Origin of the sequence: Nocardioides antri, assembly GCF_008373765.1 — a bacterium.
Lineage (GTDB): Bacteria > Actinomycetota > Actinomycetes > Propionibacteriales > Nocardioidaceae > Nocardioides > Nocardioides antri.
The window spans coordinates 32,428-54,639 of the sequence record NZ_VUJW01000007.1 but is presented as its reverse complement, the minus strand read 5'-3'; the positions used below and the strand labels follow the sequence as shown (position 1 = coordinate 54,639).

The window sequence follows — 22,212 nt, the reverse complement described above, 5'->3', positions numbered from 1 at the left end:
CCGGCAGTCCAGAGCGTTGGCGAGTTCTTGCGCGGCGCGGGCCACGGCGGACTCGGCCTGGGTTCGCGACGCCAGCCACGCCTCCACGTCCCGGGCGCCGACGGCGTCGGCGACGTCGGCCGACGCGGCCATCACCCGCAGCCTCAGCTCCGCCAGCCTCCGCTCGGCGGCGGTCAGCGCCAGCAGCGCGGCGCGCTTGTCGGCGGGGCTCATGTACACCGCCGGCACCCCAGCGACATCCGCGAGCGCGGCGGACAGCTGGTCGGCGCAGGCCGTGATCGGGTGCGGCCGGGGCATCAGCTGCGCGACCACGGCACCTCCCGAGACAACGACCAACGTTGAGTTCATAATAGAACATCTGATCGACCCGGACAAGCGCATCCACAGGACATCCGGGGGTGGCTTCGAGGCTCGGCGCTGGCGCGCCTCGCACCTCAACCACCGAGCGCGGCGTGCCGTTGACCGTCGGGCGACCGACGGTGCCCTCAGTGCGTGCGCTCAGCCCGCCCGGCCCATCTTCGCGAGCCTGGCCCGCAGCGCCGGAGCCCGGTGCGCGTTGCCGCGCAGGTCGACGTAGGTGTCGCCGTACACCCAGAGCAGAGCGTCGTCGAGGCGGCGTACGGCGCCCGGCGGGTACCGGTACTCCATCCGCTCCTTGAGCGCCTCGGCGTCGACCGACCGAAGCGCTTCACCGAGCTCGGCGAGTGAGGAGATGCCGAGCTCGAGGACCAGTCCGGCGATCCAGGCGTAGTGGTCGGTGCGCGACCAGCCGGCGTCGGCGTACTGCCCGGCCAGGAACGCCGCCAGCTCGCGCGGGCTGAGTCGCGGGTCGTCGTCCTCGGCCTCGGCGACGGGGCCGGTCACGCCTTCCCGGAGCCGGTCCCTGATCGTGGAGAACTCGCGGTCGGCGAGCTCGAGCAGCCCGGCCGCGAGCGTGAAGCGGCGGTCGAAGTCGGGCACGTGCTCGTCGGGGATGGTGCCCTTGTAGCGGATGTCGTGCTCGAACTCCGCCCACGCGTGCTGGAGGACGGTGCGGATCTGGATCTGCGCCTGCCGGCCACGCAGCAGCTCGTAGCCGCCCTGGCGCTCCCGCGCCGGGTCGAGGCCGACGAGCAGGTGGCGGCTGGCGTAGCCGAAGCGGCCCTCTCCCGCCGTCTCCTGGCCCAGGTCCCGGTCGTCGTGGACGACGACCTGGTCCTCGAAGAGGTCGGCCACGGCCTGGACGTCGCTGAGGACGTAGGTGATCACCCGGATGCCGATCTGGTCGGTGATCTCGCGGAGCGGGTCGGCGTAGAGCGGACGGCCCTCGACGGTGCGCGCCGCCTTGGCCGCGAAGGACGCGACCGACTTCGCCCGCCCGGTGACGGTCAGGTAGTTGATGCCCGCCTCGTCGAGGATCGAGGTGACCAACCGGACGTACTGGTCGGCGGCGAGCTGGAGTTCCTGGTGGTGCTCGGCGTACTCCCGCACCGCGGCGACCGGGTCCCTGGTCTCGGGAGCGGCCCGCCCGCGCGGCGTCGCGGTCAGGTCGTCCGGCAGCGTCGGCGTCACGATGTAGCCGGTCTCGAAGTCGCCGTACGTCGTCGTCAGCTCGGGCCGTCGGGTGGCGAACAGGGCGACGTAGGCGCAGACGACCGCGTCGACCTGGTCCTCGACGATGCGCAGCTCGCTCTTGCGCCGGGCGCTCTCGACGGCACTCCGCAGCGCGGTCCACGGGGCGCCCTCCACCACGAGCCGCGGATCCGCGGCCGCGAGCCCCTCCACCCGACCGATGAGCACCATCAGCTCGGCGCGGAGCTGCTCGAGGTCACGCCCGGGCTTGTTCTTGTACTTCAGCGTCCGGCCCAGCCGGAACAGCGCCACCGTCGCGGGGTGCGGGTAGACCTCGATCGCCCGTCGGGCACGCCGCGACCGCGGGTTCATGTCGAGCCCGAGCCGCGCCGCGATCCGGGCGCCGCGCGGTTGCTCACTGAACTCCGGCTTGCCGGTGTTGGACGGGTGCGCCCCGGCGTCGAAGCGCGCGAAGTCCTTGTTCAGCGCGGCCTCGGCGGCGCGGTTGCCGGTGGTGTTGGTGACGATCAGCGGTGCGTCGATCGCGACCAGGCACGCGTCCTCGACGTACGGCGTCAGCGCCGCCACGATCTCGCCGTCCGACGTGGCGGCGGACACGTGCACCAGCTGGCCCTGCTCGTCGAGGACGGCCAGGCCGGTGGGCCTGCGCTCACCCCATGCGAGGTCGACACCGACGAAGTACATGGGACGAAGCCTGCCCTATGGCTTCGCGCGGCTCCGGATCAGCAGGCCGGCGGGGCGGCAGCCAGCGCGTCACGGGTGTCGAGGGAGCCCTGGACGACCAACGTCCGGAGCGGCCCGGGGCCGCCCGGCCGCCCCCACCAGCTGCGTCGCGCGGAGACCCGGTAGCGGACGACGTCGGCGGCGAGCAGGCCGCCGCGCAGGCAGTTCTCCCCCGCGCTCCCCAGCCGACCGCCGCCGATGTCGATCGTGTGGCGGGCGGTGGTCCCGACGTCCTCGGCGGAGAAGTCGGCGACACCCGAGCCCAGGCTCCTGCTGCGCTGGAGGTCCGTGCGCTCCATCCGGAAGGTCAGGGTGTCGAGGCTCGTGAAGTTGCGGATGCCGACGTTGCCGCCGCGGTTGCCGGTGATCACGCTGCCGCGCACGTCGGCGGAGACCTCGCTCGTCGCACCCTCGCCGTTGACCACGTTGCTGCCGAGGGCGAGCCCGTTGTTGGCGCAGTCGCGCAGCACGCTGCGGCGTACGACGAGCCGCACGGTGTTGCGCGCGCCGAGACTCCCGGCGAGGACGCAGTCCCCGTTGTTGAACGGCAGGAGGACGGTGTGGCCGAAGCCGGTGGACCGCTCGGCCACGACGCGCACGAGGCGCATCGTCATCACTGCGTCGGTGCCGAGCGCGCCGTGCTCGATGAGGTCGCCGGGTGCGCCGGAGAAGGTGCTGTCGCGGACCACGGCGTGCATCCGCGCCCCCTTCCCCATCGAGACCATCTCGAGGCCGTTGGCCGAGAACCCACCGATCCCCTCCTCGTTCGTGTAGTCGTTCTCCTCGACCACGGCCTCGAGCGAGGCGGGGCCGACCGCGTTGAGGAAGACGCCCTCGGAGTCGGCGCCGGCCGTCAGCAGGTTGGGGTCGTCGGCGTTGCCGAGGTCGGCCTGGACGTTGCCGCTGATGGTCGCCCGGACGGACGCGGTGTCGCGGGCCTGCACACCGATCGCCAGCAGTGACTGGAAGCCGGATCCCTGCCGCAGCATCCGGATGTCGTTGCCGCTGATCACCACCGAGCCGCGCGCGTCGCCCGAGAACCGGACGTCGATGCCGTCGCCGCACTCCGCGTCGTGGATCCGGTTGCGGGCGATCACGGCGGTGACGTCGCGGCGGCGCTCGGCGTCGACCTGGATCGCGGCCCAGCCGTTCTGGAGGCCGTGGGAGATCGGGATCCCCACACCCGGCAGGTTGGTCGGCGCGTTGAACGGCGGGATCAGGAAGCCCGGGACGCACGCGGAGTTCTGGCCCGAGATGTCGTTGCCGACCACGGTCACCCCGCTCACGTCGAACCCGTAGACCGCACCCCGGCGGGTTTCGGTGATCCGGACGCCGCGCACCTGCGCGCCGTCGGCCAGGCGCACCCCGTCGCCGTCGAGACGGGTGGTCGTGTTGGTGAGCCAGCCGCCCACCAGCACCTGCCGGGGCTTGAGCCGGATGCCGCCGTCGAGCGGCCTCGCGGCCGGGAGCACGACGATCCGGTCGCCCGCCTCCGAGCGCCGCTCGACCGCGCGGAGGGAGCCGAGCGGCGCCGCCCGGGACCCGTCGCCGGAGGATGCGCCGGCCCGGACGAACCAGGTCGTGGGCCCGCTCCCGCTCGCCGGAGCAGCGAGCGTGCCGAGTCCCACCACACCGACCAGCCCGACGACCAGCCCGACGACCAGCCCGGCGACCAGCCGGTCGACCAGCCACGGCCTCATCGCGGGATCGCCCCGCACCGGTCGACCGGCGCCCGGCCCTGGAACATCCGGTCGAGGAACGCCACCGCGCCCGGAGCGCCCAGCACCATCTCGCTCAGGTGCTCGGCCGCGAGCGCCTCGCGGTACTCCACCACCGCCCCAGCCCGGCAGTAGTTCCGGAGCACAGCGCGGGCCGGTCGCACGGGCGCCATCTGGTCGTAGCGGGCGTGGTACTCGTACACCGGCGCTGTCGGCACACCGAGTCGGTTCACCGGGCTGTTCTCCGCCAGCATCGCGGAGATCTCCGGGCGGTCCAGGGCTCCCGGGAAGGCCTCGATGTCGGAGATGTCCAGGAAGGGGCGTCGCTGCACGGCCTCGAAGATGCACAGGTCCGCGCTGGCGTCGTACTCACGCCGGCCGAAGGCGTTGAGGTAGGACCGGAGGTCCCGTGCATAGGAGCGGTCGAGCCCGTGGATCCCCATCGGGATCGCACCGCCGACGACGCTGCCCGAGAACGCGTCGATCGTCTTGCGCACGCTGCCGAGGAGGCCACCCAGCGCGACCGCGTCGATGTCGAGCTCGGGCGCGTAGCGCGGCTGCAGCTGGGCGGCGTTCGCGGTCGCGAAGGCGCCCCCTGAGTAGCCCCACATCCCGATCGGCGAGTCCGCGAGGCCGGCGCCGCGGAGCTCTGCGCGGCACGCAGCCCGTCGAGCACGCCCTTCGCGGCGACGTCGGCCACGAGGAACTGCGATTCCATGCCCTCGTAGTCGGGCACGCTGACCGCCCAGCCCTTCAGCAGGAGCGAGACCACCATCGACGACTCGCTGTAGGAGCCCGTGAAGCCGCCGGCGATGCCGGCCGAGAGTGCGTACGACGGCGCGCAGCGCGTCGAGACCCCGTCCTCGGCCGTCTGGTAGCTCACCAGCGGCCGCTCCCCGCCGCGGCGCCACTCGGTGCGCGGCACGATGACCGTGGTCACCGAGACGGTGGGCGTGCCCCGCCGGTCCGAGGTGCGGAAGAGCACCTGCCACGCGTCCGCCGGCACCGGCACCTCGAAGGACTTCACGGTGACCGGACGGGCGCGGATCAGCTCGCCCGCTGCGTACGACGGCAGGTCGGCCGGGGCGGCGAAGTACGGGTCGTCCTCGGGCAGCGGAGGCGGCTCGGCCTCTGCCCGCCCTGCCGTGCCGAGCGTCAGCAGCAGGGCAGCGAGGAGGACCAGTGCCGGTCGGCGGCGCATCTCGTCAGGGCGTCGTGTTCGGGAGCACGGTGATGGTGCCCGGACTGACGACGGCGATGTCGGTGTCTCCGTCCTGGTCGTAGTCCGCGAGGACCGGGTTCTGCGGGAACGCCGCGGTGCTGAACGTGCCGATCTTCTGCATACCCGGCGTGCCGTTGCCGGCCAGCACGGTGAGGGTGCCGGCGGTCGGGTCGGCCAACGAGGAGACGACGAGGTCCTCGCGCCCGTCCTCGTCGAAGTCGGCGACCGCAGCGCTGGTCGGGCCGGGGCCGCCGAACTGGGAGGACTGCGGGACCGGCGACGTGAAGCGGCCGGTGCCGTCGGTCAGGCCGGTGGCGAGCGAGAAGCTGAAGGAGCCGACGACGGCCGCGTCGTCGTACCCGTCTCCGTTGAGGTCGATCGCCGCGATGTCCTCGGGGACGAAGGACGTCGCGTAGAGCGACCCACGCACGGTGAAGCCGCCGTCGCCGTTGCCGGTCAGCGCGAACGCGGTGCCGGTCATGCCGTCGATCGCGAACAGGTCGGGGGTGCTCCCCGGGTCGAGCCTGGCGACGGCGATCGCGGAGAGCGCGCCCGCGCCCGGGACCTGCGTCGTCGGGCCGGCGGTGAACGACCCGGCGCCGCCGTTGACGAGCGACTGGACGGCGGTGAACGTCGGTGCGACCACGTCGAGGTCGCCGTCGCCGTCCACGTCGACGACGAGCGGCTGGACCTGCCCGCCCAGGGTCAGCGGGTAGGCCCCGATCTGCGTGAACCCCCCGGCGCCGTCGCCCTTGAGGATCCGCGCCTCGGAGGTCGTCATGGCGACGATGTCGGCCCTCCCGTCGCCGGTGAGGTCGCCGAGGTCGAGACCCTGGGTCTGGGCTGTGCCCGCGACCTCCGTCGCCGCGGCGAACCTCCCGGTGCCGTCGCCGAGCGACACCCGGATATCACCTGCCGTGAAGTCGCCGACGCTGACCAGGTCCGCGCGGCCGTCACTGTCGACGTCGGCCGTGGCGGCCGGTCGCGGCGCCGGGCCGGGCCCCATCGCGTTGTCGATCGGGCTGGCGATGCCGGGGCCGAACCACGTGGCGGCGTGGGCCGGCGGCGTGACTGCGACCAGCGAGCCGGCGACGACAAGCGAAAGGAGAGTCTTTCTCATAGCCGCGACCCTAGGTCGCGGACAAGATATCCGACAACTAGTATTTTCAGATGGCGTCGACGCGCCCCACGACGAGCTCTACAGCGAGGTCGCAGAACGCCTTCTCGAGCGCGCCGGCACTCCTCCGGCCGGGGTGGATGCTCCAGTCGTGGACGATGACGTTGGCCGCCCCCACCATCGCGAGCGCCCGGAACCGGATGTCGGACGTGCGCGTGAGCTCGCCGCGCTCTATCGCCTCCGTCGTCTCGGCCTCGACCAGCGCGATGATGCCGTTGCGGAACTGCAGCCGGCGCTCCTCCACGCGGCCGCTCACCCCGACGATCTCGACGAACGCGATCCGCGCCTTGCGGGGATCGGCGAGCAGCGGCCGCAGGTAGGCGCCGACCGCGTCACGCAGCCGCACCGCGATCGTCTCCCCCTCGTTGCGCCGCAGCGACGCGACGACGTCCTCGAGCGATCCCGTCGTGAGCGAGGCGTAGAGGTCGAGCAGCATGTCCTCCTTGTTGGAGTGCAGCTGGTAGAAGTGCCGCGTCGACACCTTCGCCGCCGAGCAGAGCCGGTCGATGGAGACACCCGCGTACCCCTGGGTGCCGAACAGCTCGAGCGCCGCCTCCCGCAGGCGCGTACGACGAGCGTCGTCGCGCTCGGCGGCCGACTGTCCGCCGTACCTCCGCGCCTCGGTCACTGCGCCGGCCGCTCGGCGAGCGGGTCGTCCGGCAGGTCCGCCGGATCGACCTGATCGGGCGCGACCCACTGGTGCGCGTTGCCCATGAAGGTGTGCACGAACCCGCACCTGACGCAGATCGCCCCCTCGGCCGACTTGTTCATCCAGTCCAGGTCGAAGAACGTCATCCCGGTCGTCGTCATCTTCACCTCGCGCCTCCCGAACCGGAGGCCGCCGCAGATCTGGCAGGAGAGGAACGTCTGGCTCGGGAGGATGTAGAGGTGCACGGGCCAGTTATAGCCCGACAGAGACCGGTTGCGCCGCGCACAGCGTCAGCGATGCCCGGTGGATTCCGCGAACACGTCGCCCAGCGCGGCAGCCAGGTAGCGGCAGTTCGCGGTCTCGTCCCGCTTCTCGGGCCGCGTCGAGCGGAGGCTGCACGCGTGCGCAAGTATCGCCGACGGATCCCCCAGCACGGGTCTGCCGAAAAGGACTTGCCCAGGCGAGCAGGTGGCGTGGAATCTCTCGGCGTGAGGGTCCTCTGGCTGTTCGGTCCTCCCTGCGTCGGCAAGTCCGTGACGGCGTGGGAGCTGCTCGATCTGCTGTGCGAGAACGACGAGGCGACCTGCTACGTCGACATCGACCAGCTGGGGATGGCCGATCCGGTCTCAGACGACGAGGCCGAGGCGCACCGGAGCAAGACCTGGGCGCTGGCCGCCATCAGCCGGGTGCACGCGCAGCGCGGCACGACGACCCTGGTCGTGTCAGGGGTCCTCGATCCCCACCAGATCGAGTTCACCCGCCGCGCGTTGGCCGATCACGACCTGGCCCTGATCCGGTTGGCCGCTGACGAACCAGTGATCCAGCAGCGGATGGACGCCCGAGGCCCGTACGGCGAGGACTGGTGCGGGGTGCGCCTCGACGTTCGGAAGCACGAAGCGGCGGCTCTCGATCTCCCGGTCGTCCGCACCGACAGGAGCAGTCCCGCGGCGGTGGCCCGGCGGGTGCTCGACGTCGCGGCCATCCTTCCTGCCGCGGCGAGCCGCGCCGACGAACCCCACCCGACCGCAGCCGCCGCCCTCGGCCGCGCCGCGCTGATCACCGGGTCCCGGGTCGTCGGCAAGTCGACGAGCGGCTGGCTGACCTTCGTGCTGGCGCGCGATCAGAACATCCCCACCGCATTCGTCGATCTCCGCCAGCTCGGATTCCGAGGACGCGCGGGAGGTCCCCTCGATCACGAGCTCCAAGCAGCCGCTGTCGGCGCGCTGTGGCGAGTCTTCCGCGCTCGCGGCAACCGACTGCTGGTGCTCAACGGGACCACCGACGACCCGACGCAGGCCGCGACCTACGCCGCGCTCCTCGACGGCACGCCGCTCACCTCGATCCGGCTCACAGCCGACCGGACCGCCCTCGCGGCCCGGGCTCTCGCTCGCGCTCGCGGAGAGATGGCGCCGCTCGCCGGCGACGACCTCGTCGGCGCCGATGATGCGTACCTTCGCCAGATCGTCGGCGGCGCGATCGCGGCACAGGAGGCGTGGCGCTCTTCCGGCGGCCTCGTCATCGACACGACGAGTCTCACGCCGTCATCCACCGCGCGCAGGATCCTCGACGACGCAACCTAGACGATCTCCAGGACCGGGCCGCCGTTTCGCCGTACGCTCGACGGCCATGCGCACCCGGCTCGTGCTCGCCACCACCGCGATGATCGGATCGGCGCTGCTGGCCGCGCCGACCGCGCCGGCCACGCCGGCCACACCGGGTGTCGTCACCGCTCGTGGCGCGGTCGAGGACGGGCCGGCGGTGATCGGCAAGCGGGTGATCGGTCGCTCCGTCCGCGGTCGGCCGATCGTCGCCTGGCACCTCGGCGAGACGGGCAAGCCGAAGGTCCTGTTGATCTCGACCATGCACGGCGACGAGCCGCACACCCGCCAGATCCTCACCAGCCTGCGCGACGGCCGGCCGATCCACGGGATCAACCTTTGGGTGCTGCCGACGTACAACCCCGACGGTCTCGTGCGCGGCACGCGCAAGAACGCCCGCGGTGTCGACCTCAACCGCAACTTCCCCTACAACTGGACCGACCTCGACGGACCCTACGAGTCAGGGCCCCGCCCCTCCTCGGAGCCGGAGACGCGGGCGGTCATGCGGTTCCTGAGGAGCATCCGGCCGAAGTGGATCCTCAGCTTCCACCAGCCGTTGTACGGCGTCGACACGGCCACGAAGAACAGGGCCTTCTCGCGACGGGTGGCGCGTGCACTCAACCTGCCGCGCAAGTCGTTCACCTGCGGCGGCGTCTGCCACGGCACGATGACCGGCTGGTACAACTACCGGCTCCGTGGCGGCACGGCGCTGACGGTGGAGTACGGCGCCCGTCCGAGCCGCCGGCGCATGCAGGTCACCGCGCCGCGCCAGGTCCTCTCGATCTGGGACGCGTCCCGGCACCGCTGACGGCGGGTCCGGCTAAGCCGCGAACTCGACGATCGGTGGACCGTCGGGCGGGTGGTTCGGTTCGTAACCGGGTCGGTGGACTCCCAGCTCGTGGTAGTCCTCGTGGCATCCGCAGTGAGTCATGGGTTGCTCCGTCGGAAGGTTGTGCCCCTCGCCCCTGATACCCACTCACCCGGAGGTAAACCACAAGACTTTGCGTTCGGGCAGCCCTCACTCGATCCCGGCCGCCCGGTCAAGCGTCTGCAAGAGGTCGTGGGCCGCGAGCTCCACCTGTTTGTGACGCCACTCCGCGGCGCGGTAGACGCACGCGATGAGACCGCTGCGGTGGACCCGCCGGAAGTCGCCGTACACGAAGGCGTAGCGCGCCTTCGTCCCGTCGTTGGCGCCGACCGTCAGCCCGAGGTGCCAGGCGGCGTAGTCGGCCCACGAGTGGCGCTCGAGGAAGGCGTTGCCCTCCTCCGCACCCGGCTGCACGTCACCCCAGTCGCTGTCGAGGACGTACTGCCGGCCGGCGATCATGCTCCGCGCCTTCGCTACCGCCGCGTCGTTGACCTCGTAGCGCGCCATGCCCGACACCGTAGCCCGGCGGAGTCAGGAGATCGGTCAGGACTTTTCTCAGGAGGGTGTCGAAATCGGCCCACCTGGTTCGTCGACAGGGTGAGGCACCACCCGCCGCACGAACAGGAGGCAAGACCATGTGGATCACCGACGAGAGCACCAGCACCCAGCACCTGTCCCACGACCTGCCGTGCCACGGATGCGGGCACGCCGTGCACACCTACCTGCCGTGCAGCGACACCTGCGCCTGCCCGGTGAACGCGCTGCCGGGAACCGTCCTCGCCGCCGCCTGACCGCGACCGACGGACCGTGGCTCGACCCGGTTCAGACCGGCGCCGGCCTCGTGCCGAGGCCGTGCGCGAGCGCCCACTCGGCGGCCCGCTCGGCGTAGACGGCGTGAGCCGCCAGGAGCGCGGTGTGGGCGGACGACCCGACCGGCGGGATCGCGGCGATGGCCGCGGCGCGACGGCGCAGCTCGAACAGCTGGTGCGGCGAGCCCTCGGGAAGCATCTCGAGCGCGATCCGCATGCTCACCGCCGCGGTGAGGAGTCGCTCGGTCTCTCGGGCGTTCGACGACTTCGCCGCCACCCGCTCCACCGAGCGCACGTAGGACCGGGTCGCGGTCGAGATGTGCATGACGCTCATCGGAGTGCCTCCTCCCCCAACTGTAGGTCGTACAGCGTCACGCGACGACCATTTCTTCCCTGGCCTCAGCGGCGGGTCAGCGTGGCCACGCACCATGCGGCAGCGGCGGCGACCTCGGTGACGGTCTCCACCCCCTCCGGGCCCGGCGCGCGTCGTACGACGACGACCGGGACGCCGAGCTCGGCGGCGGCCTCCATCTTCGGCCAGGTGTAGGAACCGCCGGAGTCCTTGGTGACCAGCACGTCGGTGCCGTGGTCGCGCATGAGCGCCCGTTCCCCGTCGAGGGCGTAGGGACCGCGGGACGTCAGCAGGGTCCAGGTCGCGGGGAGCGCGACGGGGGGCACGTCGACGACCCGCGCCAACGCCGCCAGCTCGCCGAGCGCCGGCACGAACCGGCCGAGCTCCTGGCGGCCGACGGTGAGGAACGGCCGCTGCCCCAGGCCAGCCGCGGTCGCAGCCGCCTGCTCGTGCGAGTCCACCCACGTCCACGAGGGCTGCGAGCGATCGGCCCAGCCGGGCCGCTCGAGCCGGAGCAGCGGTACGCCCTCGGCCGGGCAGGCGGCGGCGGCGTTCGCCGTCATCCCCGTCGCGAAGGGATGGGTGGCATCGACGACGACGTCGTAGTCCCCCAGCGCCGCGCGGAGCCCGGCGACTCCGCCGAACCCACCGATCCGCACGTCGCCGACGGGGAGCCGCGGCTCCGCGACCCGGCCGGCCAACGAGGTGACCACCCGCACCCCCGCGTCCACCAGCAGCGCGGCGAGCTCCCGGGCCTCCGACGTGCCGCCGAGGACGAGGACCGTCACCGCGTGAGCCCCAGCAGCGCGTCGACGTCGAGGTGCTCCTCGACCAGGTCGCCGAGCACGTCCAACCGCCGCTCACGGGCCTTCGGGAACGACGCGGTGGACTGCACGCCCAGCGCCTCGAGGAGGTACGCCGACCGGACACCGTCGTCCTCGAGCGAGCCGTGCACCATCGTCCCCGTCACCGACCCGGCGCGGGTCTCCCCCGTCACCCGGCCGTGATGGATCTCGTAGCCGGCCGGCTCGCGCAGCCGCAGGGTCTTCTCGGCAGCGAACGACGTGGTCAGGTCGAGCAGCCCGAGCCCCTCGACCACCGACCCGGCCGGACCCTCGACCCCTGCAGGGTCGGCGATCGACCGGCCCAGCATCTGGCAGCCGCCGCAGATGCCCAGCACCGGCCGGCCCGCCCGGGCGTGCGCGACGATCGCCCGGTCCAGCCCGCGTGACCGCAGCCAGGCCAGGTCGGCGACCGTCGAGCGCGTCCCCGGCAGGACCACCAGGTCGGCCTCGGCCAGCCGCGCCGGGTCGGACGCGAACACGACGTCCAGCCCCGGCTCGAGGCCGAGCGCGTCGACGTCGGTGAAGTTGCTGATCCGCGGCAGCCGCACCACGGCCACCGTCCGCGCGCCCTCCGCCGACCGCCGCCCTTCCAGGTCGAGCGCGTCCTCGGAGTCGAGCCAGAGATCGGGGTGCCACGGGAGGACGCCGTACGTCGGCCGGTCCGTCCGCTGCTCCAGGTCCGCCAGGCCCGGCCGCAACAGGTCCAGGTCACCGCGGAACTTGTTGACCACGAAGCCCTTGACCAGCGCCCGGTCCGCCTCGTCGAGCAGCATCAGCGTGCCGTACGCCGACGCGAACCACCCGCCGCGGTCGATGTCGCCGACCACGACCGTCGGCACGTCGCCGTGCCGGGCGAGCCCCATGTTGACGTAGTCCGACGCCCGCAGGTTGATCTCCGCCGGGCTGCCCGCGCCCTCCGCCACCACCAGTTCGAAGCGCGACCGCAGGTCGTCGAACGCCGCGAACGCCGACGTCGCCAGCCGCTCCCGCCCCGACGTGAAGTCCCGCGCCGAGATCTCCCCGTCGGGCCGCCCCATCCGCACCACGTGGCTGCGGCGGTCGCTGCCCGGCTTGAGCAGGACGGGGTTCATCGCCACCTCCGGCTCGACCCCGGCCGCGAGCGCCTGCACCCACTGCGCACGGCCGATCTCGCCCGCGACGCCGTCGGCGTCCACGACCACCATCGAGTTGTTCGACATGTTCTGCGCCTTGTACGGCGCCACCCCGATCCCGCGCCTCGCCAGCGCCCGGCAGAGGCCGGTCACCACCACGCTCTTGCCGGCGTCGGACGTCATGCCGGCGACGAGCAGCGCACTCACGCCTGCCCGCCCCGTCGCAGCAGGAAGAGGTCCATCACCCAGCCGGCCTCGGCCTTCGCCGCCGCACGCGCGGCGGCGATGTCGTCGGCCACGTCCCCGACCCGCCCGCCCACCAGCCGCTCACCGACGCCGCCGAGGTTGGCGCCCCACCAGATCGTCCAGTCGTCGAGCCCGTCGAGGTCGACGCCCGCGGTCAGCATGACGACGAGGTTCTCCTGCCCGGCGGCGACCGCCTCGCGCAGCCGGCGGGCGGGAGTCACGTGCACCGGCCGCCCGACCTCGTGCAGCACGATCCGGTGCCGCGCCGCGAGCACCTGCGGGGCGCTGATCCCCGGCCACACCTGGTAGGGCAGGCCCAGGTCGGTGACCACCCGAAGCGTGCCGTCGTAGAGCGAGGGGTCGCCCCACACCAGCATCCCGGCCACACCGCCCCGCTCCTCGATCGCCTGGCGGTAGACGGCCAGCCGGGCGGCGTACCAGTCCGCGACTGCCCCTTCGTAGGCTGCGCGGTCCAGGCCCGGCGACCGGTCACGCTCCGGGTCGTCCAGCACGACGAGCGGGACGCCGTGGGCCGCGCACACCTCCTGCCGGACCGCGACCAGCTCGTCGTCCGGTCGCTTCGCCAGGGCGAGCACGTAGTCGCAGGAGCGCAGCGCGTTCGCGACCTCCGGAGTCACGTGCTGCGGTCCCATGCCCATCCCGAGCACGTGCAGCCGCGCGGTCATCGGTCCTCCAGGTCGCCCTCGACCTCCAGGTAGACCGCCTGCAGGGCGGCCAGCACCTCGGCGTCGGGCTCCTCCCACAGGCCGCGGGACGCGGCCTCGTGCAGCCGCTCGACCATCCCGCGGAGCGCCCACGGGTTCGACCGGCGCAGGAACTCCTGGTTGGTCTCGTCGAGGACGTACTCCTTCGCCAGCGCCTCGTACATCCAGTCGTGCACCACGCCCGCAGTGGCGTCGAAACCGAACAGGTAGTCCACCGTCGCCGCCTGCTCGAACGCGCCCTTGTAGCCGTGCCGCTGCATCGCGCCGATCCACCGCGGGTTCACCACCCGGGCCCGGAACACGCGGTTGGTCTCCTCCTGCAGGGTCCGCGTGCGGACTGCGTCCGGCGAGGTCGAGTCGCCGACGTACGCCTTCGGATCCGCACCGGACAGCGCCCGCACCGTGGCGACCATGCCGCCGTGGTACTGGAAGTAGTCGTCGCTGTCCGCGATGTCGTGCTCGCGGCTGTCGACGTTCTTGGCGGCGACCTTGATCCGGCGGTAGTTCGTGCGCATGTCGTCGGCGGCGGGCACGCCGTCGAGCCCGCGCCCGTAGGCGAACCCGCCCCACGCGGTGTAGACCTCGGCGAGGTCCTTGTCGTCGCGCCACGAGCCCGCCTCGACAGCCTGCAGCAGCCCCGCGCCGTACGCACCGGGCTTGGAGCCGAAGATCCTCGTCGTCGCGCGCCGCTGGTCGCCGTGGGCCGCCAGGTCCGCCTGCGCGTGGGCGCGCACGAAGTTCTGGTCGGCGGGCTCGTCCAGGCCCGCGACCAGCTGCACGGCGTCGTCCAGCAGCCCGACCACGTGCGGGAACGCGTCCCGGAAGAACCCGGAGATCCGCACCGTCACGTCGATGCGGGGACGGCCCAGCTCCTCCAGGGGCACGACGACCAGGTCCCGCACCCGGCGCGACGCCTCGTCCCACTCGGGCCGTACGCCGAGCAGCGCGAAGACCTCGGCGATGTCGTCGCCCGAGGTGCGCATCGCGCTCGTGCCCCACACCGACAGGCCCACCGACTCCGGGTAGGAGCCCTCATCGTCGAGGTACCGCTGCAGCAGCGAGTCGGCCATCGCCTGCCCGGTCTGCCACGCGAGTCGCGACGGGACCGCGCGCGGGTCGACGGTGTAGAAGTTGCGGCCGGTCGGCAGCACGTTGACCAGGCCGCGCAGCGGCGAGCCGGACGGCCCGGGGGGCACGAAGCCCCCGTCGAGGGCGTGGAGCACGGCGTCGAGCTCGTCGGTCGTCCGGTCCAGCCGCGGCACGACCTCGGTGGCGGCGAACGCCAGGACCCGCTGCACCTCGGGGTCGTCGTGCAGTGCCGTCACGACCGCCGGGTCCCAACCCGCGTCCTCCATCGCCTCGACCAGCGCCCGCGCCTGGGCCTCGATCGCGTCGACGTCGGCCCTTCCGGTGATCGAGCCTGTCGAGGTCCCCTCCTTGAGCCCGAGCGCCGCACGCAGCCCCGGCACCGCCTGCGCCTGACCACCCCACACCTGGGCCGCCCGCAGGATCGCGAGCACCAGGTTGACCCTCGCCTCGCCGGTCGGCGCGCCCCCGAGCACGTGGAGGCCGTCCCGGATCTGCGCGTCCTTGATCTCGCAGAGCCAGCCGTCGACGTGGAGCAGGAAGTCGTCGAAGACTTCATCGTCCGGCCGCGCAGCATCATCAGCGAGCCCGAGGTCCCGGTGCATCTCCGCCGTCTTCATCAGCTGCCAGATCTCGCCCCGGATGGCCGGCAGCTTGGCCGGGTCCATCGTCGCGATGTTGCCGTACTCGTCCAGCAGCTGCTCGAGACGGGCGATGTCGCCGTACGACTCCGCGCGCGCCATCGGGGGCACCAGGTGGTCGACGATCGTCGCGTGCGCGCGACGCTTGGCCTGGGCGCCCTCGCCGGGGTCGTTGACGAGGAAGGGGTAGATCAGCGGCAGGTTCCCGATCGCGGCGTCGGTGGCGCAGGACGCCGACAGTGCGGCGTTCTTGCCCGGCAGCCACTCCATCGAGCCGTGCTTGCCGAGGTGGACGACCGCGTGCGCCTGGAAGCCCTTCTCGACCCAGCGGTACGCCGCCAGGTAGTGGTGGCTCGGCGGCAGCTCGGGGTCGTGGTAGATCGCGACCGGGTTCTCGCCGAAGCCCCGCGGCGGCTGGATCATCAGGACCACGTTGCCCGCCCGCAGGGTGGCGAGCACCATCTCCTGCTGTTCGTTGACGAACAGCTTCCCCGGCGCTTCACCCCACGCGTCGACCATGCTCGAGCGGAGGTCCTCCGGCAGGTCCTCGGTCCACGCGCGGTACTGGTCCGCGCTGACCCGGACGTGCGCCTCGGTGAGCCGGGCGTTGGTCAGCCACTCCTCGTCCTGGCCGCCCGCCGCGATGAGGGCATGGATCAGCGCGTCCCCCGCGGCGGTGTCGTCCTCCATGTCGATGATGTCGAGGATCGAGGCTCCGCTGGTTGAGCCTGTCGAAACCCCGAGGTCGTAGCCCGCGTCGCGCAGCCGCCGCAGCATCCGGACCGCCGAGACCGGGGTGTCGAGGCCGACGGCGTTGCCGATCCGGGCGTGCTTGGTGGGGTACGCCGACAGCATCAGCGCGAGCCGCCGCTCGGCCGGGGGCGTACGGCGCAGCCGCGCGTGGTTGACCGCGATCCCGGCGATCCGGCCGCAGCGCTCGGGGTCGGCGACGTAGCGCGGCAGCGCCTCCGGGTCCTCGGGGTCGGTCTCCTTGAACGAGAACGGCACGGTGATGATCCGGCCGTCGAACTCGGGGATCGCGACCTGGCTGGCCGAGTCGAGCGGGCTGACGCCGTCGTCGGACGCCTCCCACTCGGCGCGGCTGCTGGTGAGGCAGAGCCCCTGCAGAACCGGGATGTCGAGCGCGGCGATCCGCTCCACGTCCCAGGTCTCGTCGTCGCCGCCGGCGCTCACGTCGGCCGGCACCGTGCCGCCGGCCGCGAGCACGGTCACGACCAGCGCGTCCAGCGAACCGAGGGCCTCGAACAGGTCGTCCGGCGCGGCGCGCAGCGACCCGGCGAAGATCGGTACGGCGACCGCCTCGCCCGTGGCGTCCACGGCGTCCGCCAGGGCGTGCACGAAGGCGGTGTTCCCGCTCATCTGGTGCGCGCGGTAGTAGAGGATTCCCACCCGCGCTCGCTCATCGAGCTTGTCGAGATGCAGCTCGGTCTCGACCCCTTCGACAGGCTCAGGGGCCCCGACCAGCGGAGCGCGCTCCAGGAACCCCCACGCCGGAACCACCTCCGGCGGCTCGAACCCCTCGCCGGTGAGCAGCACCGTGTCCGAGAGGAACGCGTGCAGCTGGCCAAGGTTCCCCGGCCCGCCCTCAACCAGATACCGGTGCGCGTCCGCCGCGATCCCGACCGGGACCGTCGAGACCGCCATCAGCGCCGCGTCCGGCGTCTGCTCGCCCCCGAGGACCACCACCGGACGACCGGCGCGCTTCACGGCGGCCAGCTCGGCGTCGTACTCCTGCGGCGAGCCGAGCAGCCGCACCACGGTGAGGTCTGCAGAGCCGGCCAGCGTCGCCAGGTCGGCGACCTCGCACCGCGCCGGGTTGGCGAGGACGTAGTCGGCTCCACTCGCCCGCGCGGACAGCAGGTCGGTGTCGGACGTGGACAGCAGCGCGATGCGCATGGGTCCTCCTCGGGGTTCGCGCCCCTCATCGGTCGGCTGCCCCGTGGCCAGTGTCTGGCTGTCCCCCTGCACCGAGCGGCGCAGCGGGATCACAGTGGCGGAACCGCCCCGGACTCACACCGGGTTCCTGCTCCACGGGACCTGTGCTGCAGACCCTACGGTTAGGGCCGTGTCGTCCGAAACGCAGCCCATCCCTCGGCCGCTCGTGCTGGTCGACGGGCTGACCCGCGAGCAGCTGCTGACCGCGGTCGGCGACGCCCGGGTGGCGTCCGCCGGCCCCCTCGACCTCGAGGGTCACGGCAGCTCCGGCGTCGCCGTCCTGAGCCTGGCGATCCACCAGCGCCGCCTCGGCCTCGAGATCGCGCACGTGGCCTGCCTGGACGCCCACGGCGAGATCGACCCGGTGAGCGGCCAGCCGCTCGCCGTACCCACGCCGCCGGAGGTGCCCACCCGGGTCACCCTCGTCGCCGGCCGCGACGAGGCCTCCGTCGCGTGGACCGACCAGGTCGCGGCGGCTTTCCGGGCCGCCGGCTGGCCGGTGGAGCACAACTGAAGCCGCCGTCGGCGCTCGGGCAAGCTCAGTTGACCTGCCGGTCGCGGCCTTCCCAGTACGGCGCGCGCAGCTTGAACTTCTGCAGCTTCCCGGTCGCGGTGCGGGCGAGCTCGGTGCGGAACTCCACCGACGTCGGCGCCTTGTAGCCCGCCAGCCGCTCCTTGCACCACTGGATCAGCTCCGTCTCCATGCCCTCGGCCTCGTGCCCGGGAGCGAGGACGACGAGCGCCTTGATCGTCTCGCCCCACTTGTCGCTCGGCACGCCGATGACGGCGACCTCGGCGACCGCAGGGTGGGAGAAGAGCGTGTCCTCGACCTCGATCGACGACACGTTCTCGCCGCCAGTGATGATGACGTCCTTCTTCCGGTCGGCGATGGTGAGGTAGCCGTCGTCGCCGATGATCCCGCCGTCACCGGTGTGGAACCAGCCGTCCTCGAGCGCCGCCGCCGTCTCCTCCGGCTTCTCCCAGTAGCCCTCGAGCACCACGTTGGAACGGGCGAGCACCTCGCCGGAGCCCTCCTCGGACTCGTCGATCCTGAGGGTGACGCCGATCGCGGGCGCGCCGGCGCGGGTCAGCTTCTGCGCGCGCTCCTCCGGCGACAGGTCGTCCCACTCGGCGCGGCGGCGGTTGATCGTCAGCAGCGGCGAGGTCTCGGTGAGCCCGTAGATCTGGATGAACTCCCACCCGAGCTCCTGCTCCACCCGGGCGACCGTCTTCGTCGGCGGCGGGGCGCCGGCCATGATGATCCGGACCCGGTCCCGGCCGGGTACCTCGCCCTCCCAGTCGGGCAGGGCGTCGAGCACCGCTGCGGCGACCGCCGGCGCGGCGCACATGACGGTCACGCCGTGGTCGCGGACCCGGCGCAGGATCTCGGCGCCGTCGACCTTCCGCAGCACGATGTGCCGCGCGCCGACGCCGGTCATCGCGAACGGCATGCCCCAGCCGTTGGCGTGGAACATCGGCAGCGTGTGCATGTAGACGTCACGGTCGCTGATGCCCGCGTGCAGCCCGAACGTGATCGCGTTGGTCCAGATGTTGCGGTGCGTGATCTGGACGCCCTTCGGCCGCGCGGTCGTGCCGGAGGTGTAGTTGATCGTCGCGGTCGCGCTCTCGTCGTGCTCCCACGGCGCCGGCTCGACGCCCGGCTCCGCGTAGAGGTCGTTGTCCGTGCCGAGCACGAACTTGTGCTCGCAGTCGACGCCCTTCAGCGACTCCTCCAGCTCCGGGTCGACGTAGAGGACCCGCGAGCCGGACTGCTCGACGATGTACTGCACCTCGTCCGGCCGCAGCCGGAAGTTCACCGGCACCAGGATCCGGCCCCAGCCCGAGACCCCGAAGAACGAGGTCAGCAGCCGGCTGCTGTTGTGGCTGACGATGGCGACCCGCTCCCCCGGCGCGATGCCGAGCTGGTCGAGTCGAGCCGCCTGCCGCCGCGCGAGGTCCCCGACCTGGGCATAGGTGAGCTCCCCCAGGCTCGGCGCCGGCTGCATCGGCTCGTCGACGACACCGACCCGGTCGCCGTACACGGTGACGGCACGGTCGAGAAAGTCACGGACGCTGAACGGTACGAACATCGGTCCCTCCGGCTGCGGTGAGGTGGTGACGTCGGCCACTCTAGGCCGGGCGACGTTGCCCGGAGGTTGCCGGACGCCGCTGGGTAAGAGTCCTCTCACGTGCCTCTCACCGCTGTGCCACGGAGGCCGGGGAGCATCGCCGCCATGAGCACGGTCCTGAAGATCCTGATCGCGCTCGGCGTTGCCCTGCCGCTCGCCGGCTTCGTCGCCGGGTCGCTCGTAGCGGCCTCCGACACGTCGCCGACGCGCGAGCGGATCATCATCCAGGACGACTCGACTCCGACCGACCCGGTGCCCCCCGACCCCGGTGGCGAGCGGGACCCCGGCCGGAAGCCGGGGTCCGACGACGCCGATGACGTGGGCGAGGTCGACGATGACGAGACGGACGACGGGGACGACGGCACGGACGACGGGGACGACGGGACGGAAGACGGAGACGATGAGACGGACGCCGGCCGTGCAGACGGGACTGACGACGGCGCGCCGCCCGACCATGACGACGACACCCGTGACGCGGCGCCACCGCAGCCCGACGACGACACGGACGACGGCAACCGCCGCCCACCCCGAGGTGGTGGGGATGCGGACGACTCCGACGAGCGGGATGATGACACCAACACCGGCGCTGGCGGTGACGACACCGGCGACACGGACGACGAGGACAGTGGGGAAGACGACGACTGACGCCCGACCTCGCACCGCAGCCCGGCCGCAGCGGCCGGGCGTTTCCGTGCGCACCCGGATCACGCTGGCCATGGCGTTGCTCGTGGCCCTCGCCCTCACCGGCTCCGGCGCGATCGTGTACGTGATCGAGTACGACCGCAACCGCGAGCAGGCGATGAACGAGGTCAACCAGGAGATCGAGGAGTTCATCCGGTTCCAGGAGAACGGCGTCGACCCGCGCACGGGTGAGCAGTTCGAAGGTGTCGTCCCCCTGCTGCAGATCTTCCTGGAGCGCAACGTCCCCAGTCCGTCCGAGGCGTTCCTCGCGTGGTACGACGGTGAGGCCCTCCCGGGACAGGACCCCGGCGACGACCGCTACCTGGGTGATCCCGACTTCGACAGGATCGTCGAGGAGCTGACCCCTGAGAACGGAAACCGCTTGTGGCGGAGCCCGAGCGACGGCGAGGTCCTCATCGCCGTGCAGTCGGTGCAGTTCGAGGGCGACGACCGGGTCGGCGCCCTGGTCGTGGTCCAGGAGCTCTCGGAGCGGGACGCACTGCTCCACGAGACGATGGTCACCTACGCGATCGTCGCGTTCCTGTCGTTGCTGCTCGTCCTGGTCATCGGCTGGTGGCAGTCGGGGCGGCTGCTGTCACCGCTGCGGACCCTGCGCGCCACCGCCGAGCGGATCGGCGCCACCGACCTCTCGAAGCGCCTGCCGGTCAAGGGCCACGACGACATCACCGCTCTCACCCGTACGGTCAACGGCATGTTGGAGCGGTTGGAGTCGGCGTTCAGCTCCCAGAAGAGGTTCCTCGACGATGCCGGCCACGAGCTGCGCACGCCGTTGACCGTGCTGAGCGGCCACCTCGAGCTGCTCGACCCTGCGAGCCCGGACGAGGTCGAGTCGACCCGCAAGCTGCTGTTGGACGAGGTGGACCGGATGACCCGGCTCACCCGCGACCTCATCCTCCTGGCGAAGAGCGACCGCCCGGACTTCCTGCGGATCGAGCGGGTCGACCTCGACGAGCTCACCGAGGACCTGGTCGCGAAGGCCCGCGGGCTCGGCGACAGGGACTGGCGGCACGACGGTGCTCCCGCCGTCCGGGTCGACATGGACCGGCAGCGGATCACCCAGGCCGTGTTGCAGCTCGCTGACAACGCGGTCAAGCACACCCGGGACGGCGACGAGATCGCCATCGGCGCCGCTCTCTCGGCCGGGCACGTGACGATCTGGGTCAGAGACTCCGGACCCGGCGTGCCGCCGGGTGACCGCGAGCTGATCTTCGAACGCTTCGGACGGGGGGCGGTCCGCGAGAACGACGAGGGCTTCGGCCTGGGCTTGTCCATCGTGCGTGCGATCGCGGCCGGTCACGGCGGAACGGCGCACGTCGAGGACGCGCCGTGCGGCGGGGCGCGGTTCGTGCTCAGCCTCCCGCTCCGCCAGAACCGACCCGAGGAGACCCAGTCGTGGCCCGCATCCTGATCGTCGAGGACGAGGTCAAGATCGCCTCGTTCGTCTCCAAGGGCCTGCGGGCCGACGGCTTCCAGACCACGGTCTGCGCCGATGGTCGCGAGGGGCTCGACCATGCGCTGAGCGGCGAGTTCGACCTGATGGTGCTCGACATCGGCTTGCCGAATCTCGACGGTTTCGACGTCCTCGACCAGCTCCGATCCCAGGGATCGCGGATGCCGGTGATCGTGCTGACGGCGCGCGACTCGGTGACCGACACGGTGACCGCGCTGGAGGGCGGCGCCGACGACTACATGCCCAAGCCGTTCCGGTTCGCCGAGCTGCTCGCCAGGGTCCGGCTGCGGTTGCGGCAGGTCCACGCCACCGACGCCGAAGGCTCCCTGTCCGCCGTCGAGGTCGGTGGGGTGCGGCTCGACCTGCGCACCCGGAGAGCCACGGTCGGTGGCGACGAGGTCGACCTGTCGGCGAGGGAGTTCGCACTGGCCGAGGTCTTCATGATCAACCACGGGCAGGTGCTCTCCCGTGAGCAGCTGCTCGACCATGTGTGGGGGTTCGACTTCGACCCCGGCTCCAACGTGGTCGACGTCTATGTCGGCTACCTGCGCAAGAAGTTCGGCGCCGACACGATCACGACCGTCCGGGGCATGGGCTACCGCTTCAACGGCTGAGGCGGATCGCACCAGCAG

At 72.1% G+C, this 22,212-nt stretch carries 20 protein-coding genes, 2 pseudogenes and 1 riboswitch; of the genes and pseudogenes, 7 read left to right on the top strand and 15 right to left on the bottom strand.

Going from position 1 to position 22,212, the window contains the following annotated elements; translation table 11 throughout:
- From F0U47_RS13140 to F0U47_RS21225, 8 genes and pseudogenes are all read right to left on the bottom strand, one after another.
- Window positions 1-348: pseudogene (locus F0U47_RS13140) on the bottom strand (hypothetical protein); the annotation flags it as partial.
- Between the two features lie 150 nt (window positions 349-498).
- Complete coding sequence (locus F0U47_RS13135; protein ID WP_149750936.1) at window positions 499-2,256, bottom strand: DUF429 domain-containing protein; 1,758 nt, start codon at window positions 2,254-2,256, stop codon at window positions 499-501.
- 38 nt (window positions 2,257-2,294) lie between these two features.
- The gene (locus F0U47_RS13130; protein WP_149750935.1) at window positions 2,295-3,995 is read right to left on the bottom strand and encodes a right-handed parallel beta-helix repeat-containing protein; all 1,701 of its coding nucleotides are present in this window, start codon (window positions 3,993-3,995) and stop codon (window positions 2,295-2,297) included.
- Window positions 3,992-4,726: a lipase family protein gene (locus F0U47_RS21850; protein WP_368666142.1), complete on the bottom strand. Its 735-nt coding sequence runs from the start codon at window positions 4,724-4,726 to the stop codon at window positions 3,992-3,994. Before F0U47_RS21850 ends, F0U47_RS13130 begins: the two co-directional genes overlap by 4 nt.
- A pseudogene (locus F0U47_RS22115) lies at window positions 4,702-4,788 on the bottom strand (lipase family protein); the annotation flags it as partial. The pseudogene F0U47_RS22115 and the gene F0U47_RS21850, both read right to left, overlap by 25 nt.
- Window positions 4,789-5,218: 430 nt before the next feature.
- A complete protein-coding gene (locus F0U47_RS13115; RefSeq protein WP_149750932.1) occupies window positions 5,219-6,355 on the bottom strand; it encodes an FG-GAP repeat domain-containing protein in 1,137 nt (378 codons plus the stop codon).
- Window positions 6,356-6,401: 46 nt separating this feature from the next.
- Window positions 6,402-7,040, bottom strand: a complete 639-nt coding sequence (locus F0U47_RS13110; protein ID WP_188111341.1) for a TetR/AcrR family transcriptional regulator — start codon at window positions 7,038-7,040, stop codon at window positions 6,402-6,404.
- The gene (locus tag F0U47_RS21225; RefSeq protein ID WP_188111340.1) at window positions 7,037-7,306 is read right to left on the bottom strand and encodes a hypothetical protein; all 270 of its coding nucleotides are present in this window, start codon (window positions 7,304-7,306) and stop codon (window positions 7,037-7,039) included. The genes F0U47_RS13110 and F0U47_RS21225 overlap by 4 nt, the downstream gene beginning before the upstream one ends.
- 243 nt (window positions 7,307-7,549) lie before the next feature.
- On the opposite strand from F0U47_RS21225, the gene F0U47_RS21220 reads away from it, so the two are divergent.
- Window positions 7,550-8,641: an AAA family ATPase gene (locus F0U47_RS21220; RefSeq protein WP_188111339.1), complete on the top strand. Its 1,092-nt coding sequence runs from the start codon at window positions 7,550-7,552 to the stop codon at window positions 8,639-8,641.
- A 46-nt stretch (window positions 8,642-8,687) separates the two neighbouring features.
- Window positions 8,688-9,467, top strand: coding sequence for a M14 family zinc carboxypeptidase (locus F0U47_RS13105; RefSeq protein ID WP_188111338.1), 780 nt, complete (start codon window positions 8,688-8,690; stop codon window positions 9,465-9,467).
- A 210-nt stretch (window positions 9,468-9,677) separates the two neighbouring features.
- On the opposite strand, the gene F0U47_RS13100 is transcribed toward F0U47_RS13105, so the two are convergent.
- Complete coding sequence (locus tag F0U47_RS13100) at window positions 9,678-10,034, bottom strand: hypothetical protein (protein WP_149750929.1); 357 nt, start codon at window positions 10,032-10,034, stop codon at window positions 9,678-9,680.
- Window positions 10,035-10,162: 128 nt separating this feature from the next.
- Between F0U47_RS13100 and F0U47_RS21215 the strand changes: the two genes are divergently transcribed.
- The gene (locus F0U47_RS21215; RefSeq protein ID WP_188111337.1) at window positions 10,163-10,318 is read left to right on the top strand and encodes a hypothetical protein; all 156 of its coding nucleotides are present in this window, start codon (window positions 10,163-10,165) and stop codon (window positions 10,316-10,318) included.
- A 31-nt stretch (window positions 10,319-10,349) separates the two neighbouring features.
- Here the strand turns inward: F0U47_RS21215 and F0U47_RS13095 are convergent, their stop codons facing one another.
- The 5 genes from F0U47_RS13095 to cobN form a co-directional block, all read right to left on the bottom strand.
- On the bottom strand, window positions 10,350-10,670 hold the full coding sequence (locus F0U47_RS13095; protein ID WP_149750928.1) for a hypothetical protein: 321 nt from the start codon (window positions 10,668-10,670) through the stop codon (window positions 10,350-10,352).
- 65 nt (window positions 10,671-10,735) lie between these two features.
- Window positions 10,736-11,476 carry a cobalt-precorrin-6A reductase gene (locus tag F0U47_RS13090; RefSeq protein ID WP_149750927.1) on the bottom strand — a complete coding sequence of 247 codons (741 nt, stop codon included), beginning with the start codon at window positions 11,474-11,476 and terminating at the stop codon, window positions 10,736-10,738.
- Window positions 11,473-12,852, bottom strand: a complete 1,380-nt coding sequence (locus F0U47_RS13085) for a cobyric acid synthase (RefSeq protein ID WP_188111336.1) — start codon at window positions 12,850-12,852, stop codon at window positions 11,473-11,475. The genes F0U47_RS13090 and F0U47_RS13085 overlap by 4 nt, the downstream gene beginning before the upstream one ends.
- Window positions 12,849-13,577, bottom strand: a complete 729-nt coding sequence (cobF, locus tag F0U47_RS13080; protein ID WP_149750926.1) for a precorrin-6A synthase (deacetylating) — start codon at window positions 13,575-13,577, stop codon at window positions 12,849-12,851. Before cobF ends, F0U47_RS13085 begins: the two co-directional genes overlap by 4 nt.
- Entirely contained in the window at window positions 13,574-17,260 is a 3,687-nt protein-coding gene (cobN, locus tag F0U47_RS13075) for a cobaltochelatase subunit CobN (protein ID WP_149750925.1), read from the bottom strand. The genes cobF and cobN overlap by 4 nt, the downstream gene beginning before the upstream one ends.
- Before the next feature lie 45 nt (window positions 17,261-17,305).
- Window positions 17,306-17,415, bottom strand: a riboswitch (cobalamin riboswitch).
- A gap of 14 nt (window positions 17,416-17,429) precedes the next feature.
- Between cobN and F0U47_RS21210 the strand changes: the two genes are divergently transcribed.
- The gene (locus F0U47_RS21210; RefSeq protein WP_188111335.1) at window positions 17,430-17,813 is read left to right on the top strand and encodes a hypothetical protein; all 384 of its coding nucleotides are present in this window, start codon (window positions 17,430-17,432) and stop codon (window positions 17,811-17,813) included.
- Between the two features lie 25 nt (window positions 17,814-17,838).
- On the opposite strand, the gene F0U47_RS13065 is transcribed toward F0U47_RS21210, so the two are convergent.
- Window positions 17,839-19,488, bottom strand: a complete 1,650-nt coding sequence (locus tag F0U47_RS13065) for an AMP-binding protein (RefSeq protein WP_246159609.1) — start codon at window positions 19,486-19,488, stop codon at window positions 17,839-17,841.
- Window positions 19,489-19,533: 45 nt separating this feature from the next.
- Here F0U47_RS13065 and F0U47_RS13060 point away from each other — a divergent pair, with 45 nt between their 5' ends.
- Genes F0U47_RS13060 through F0U47_RS13050 form a run of 3 tightly spaced genes read left to right on the top strand, consistent with a single transcriptional unit; the run spans window position 19,534 to window position 22,194 of the window.
- Window positions 19,534-20,073 carry a hypothetical protein gene (locus F0U47_RS13060; RefSeq protein WP_149750924.1) on the top strand — a complete coding sequence of 180 codons (540 nt, stop codon included), beginning with the start codon at window positions 19,534-19,536 and terminating at the stop codon, window positions 20,071-20,073.
- Between the two features lie 46 nt (window positions 20,074-20,119).
- The gene (locus F0U47_RS13055) at window positions 20,120-21,538 is read left to right on the top strand and encodes a sensor histidine kinase (RefSeq protein ID WP_246159608.1); all 1,419 of its coding nucleotides are present in this window, start codon (window positions 20,120-20,122) and stop codon (window positions 21,536-21,538) included.
- Window positions 21,523-22,194: a response regulator transcription factor gene (locus F0U47_RS13050; protein WP_149750922.1), complete on the top strand. Its 672-nt coding sequence runs from the start codon at window positions 21,523-21,525 to the stop codon at window positions 22,192-22,194. Before F0U47_RS13055 ends, F0U47_RS13050 begins: the two co-directional genes overlap by 16 nt.
- The last annotated feature ends 18 nt before the right edge of the window (window positions 22,195-22,212 follow it).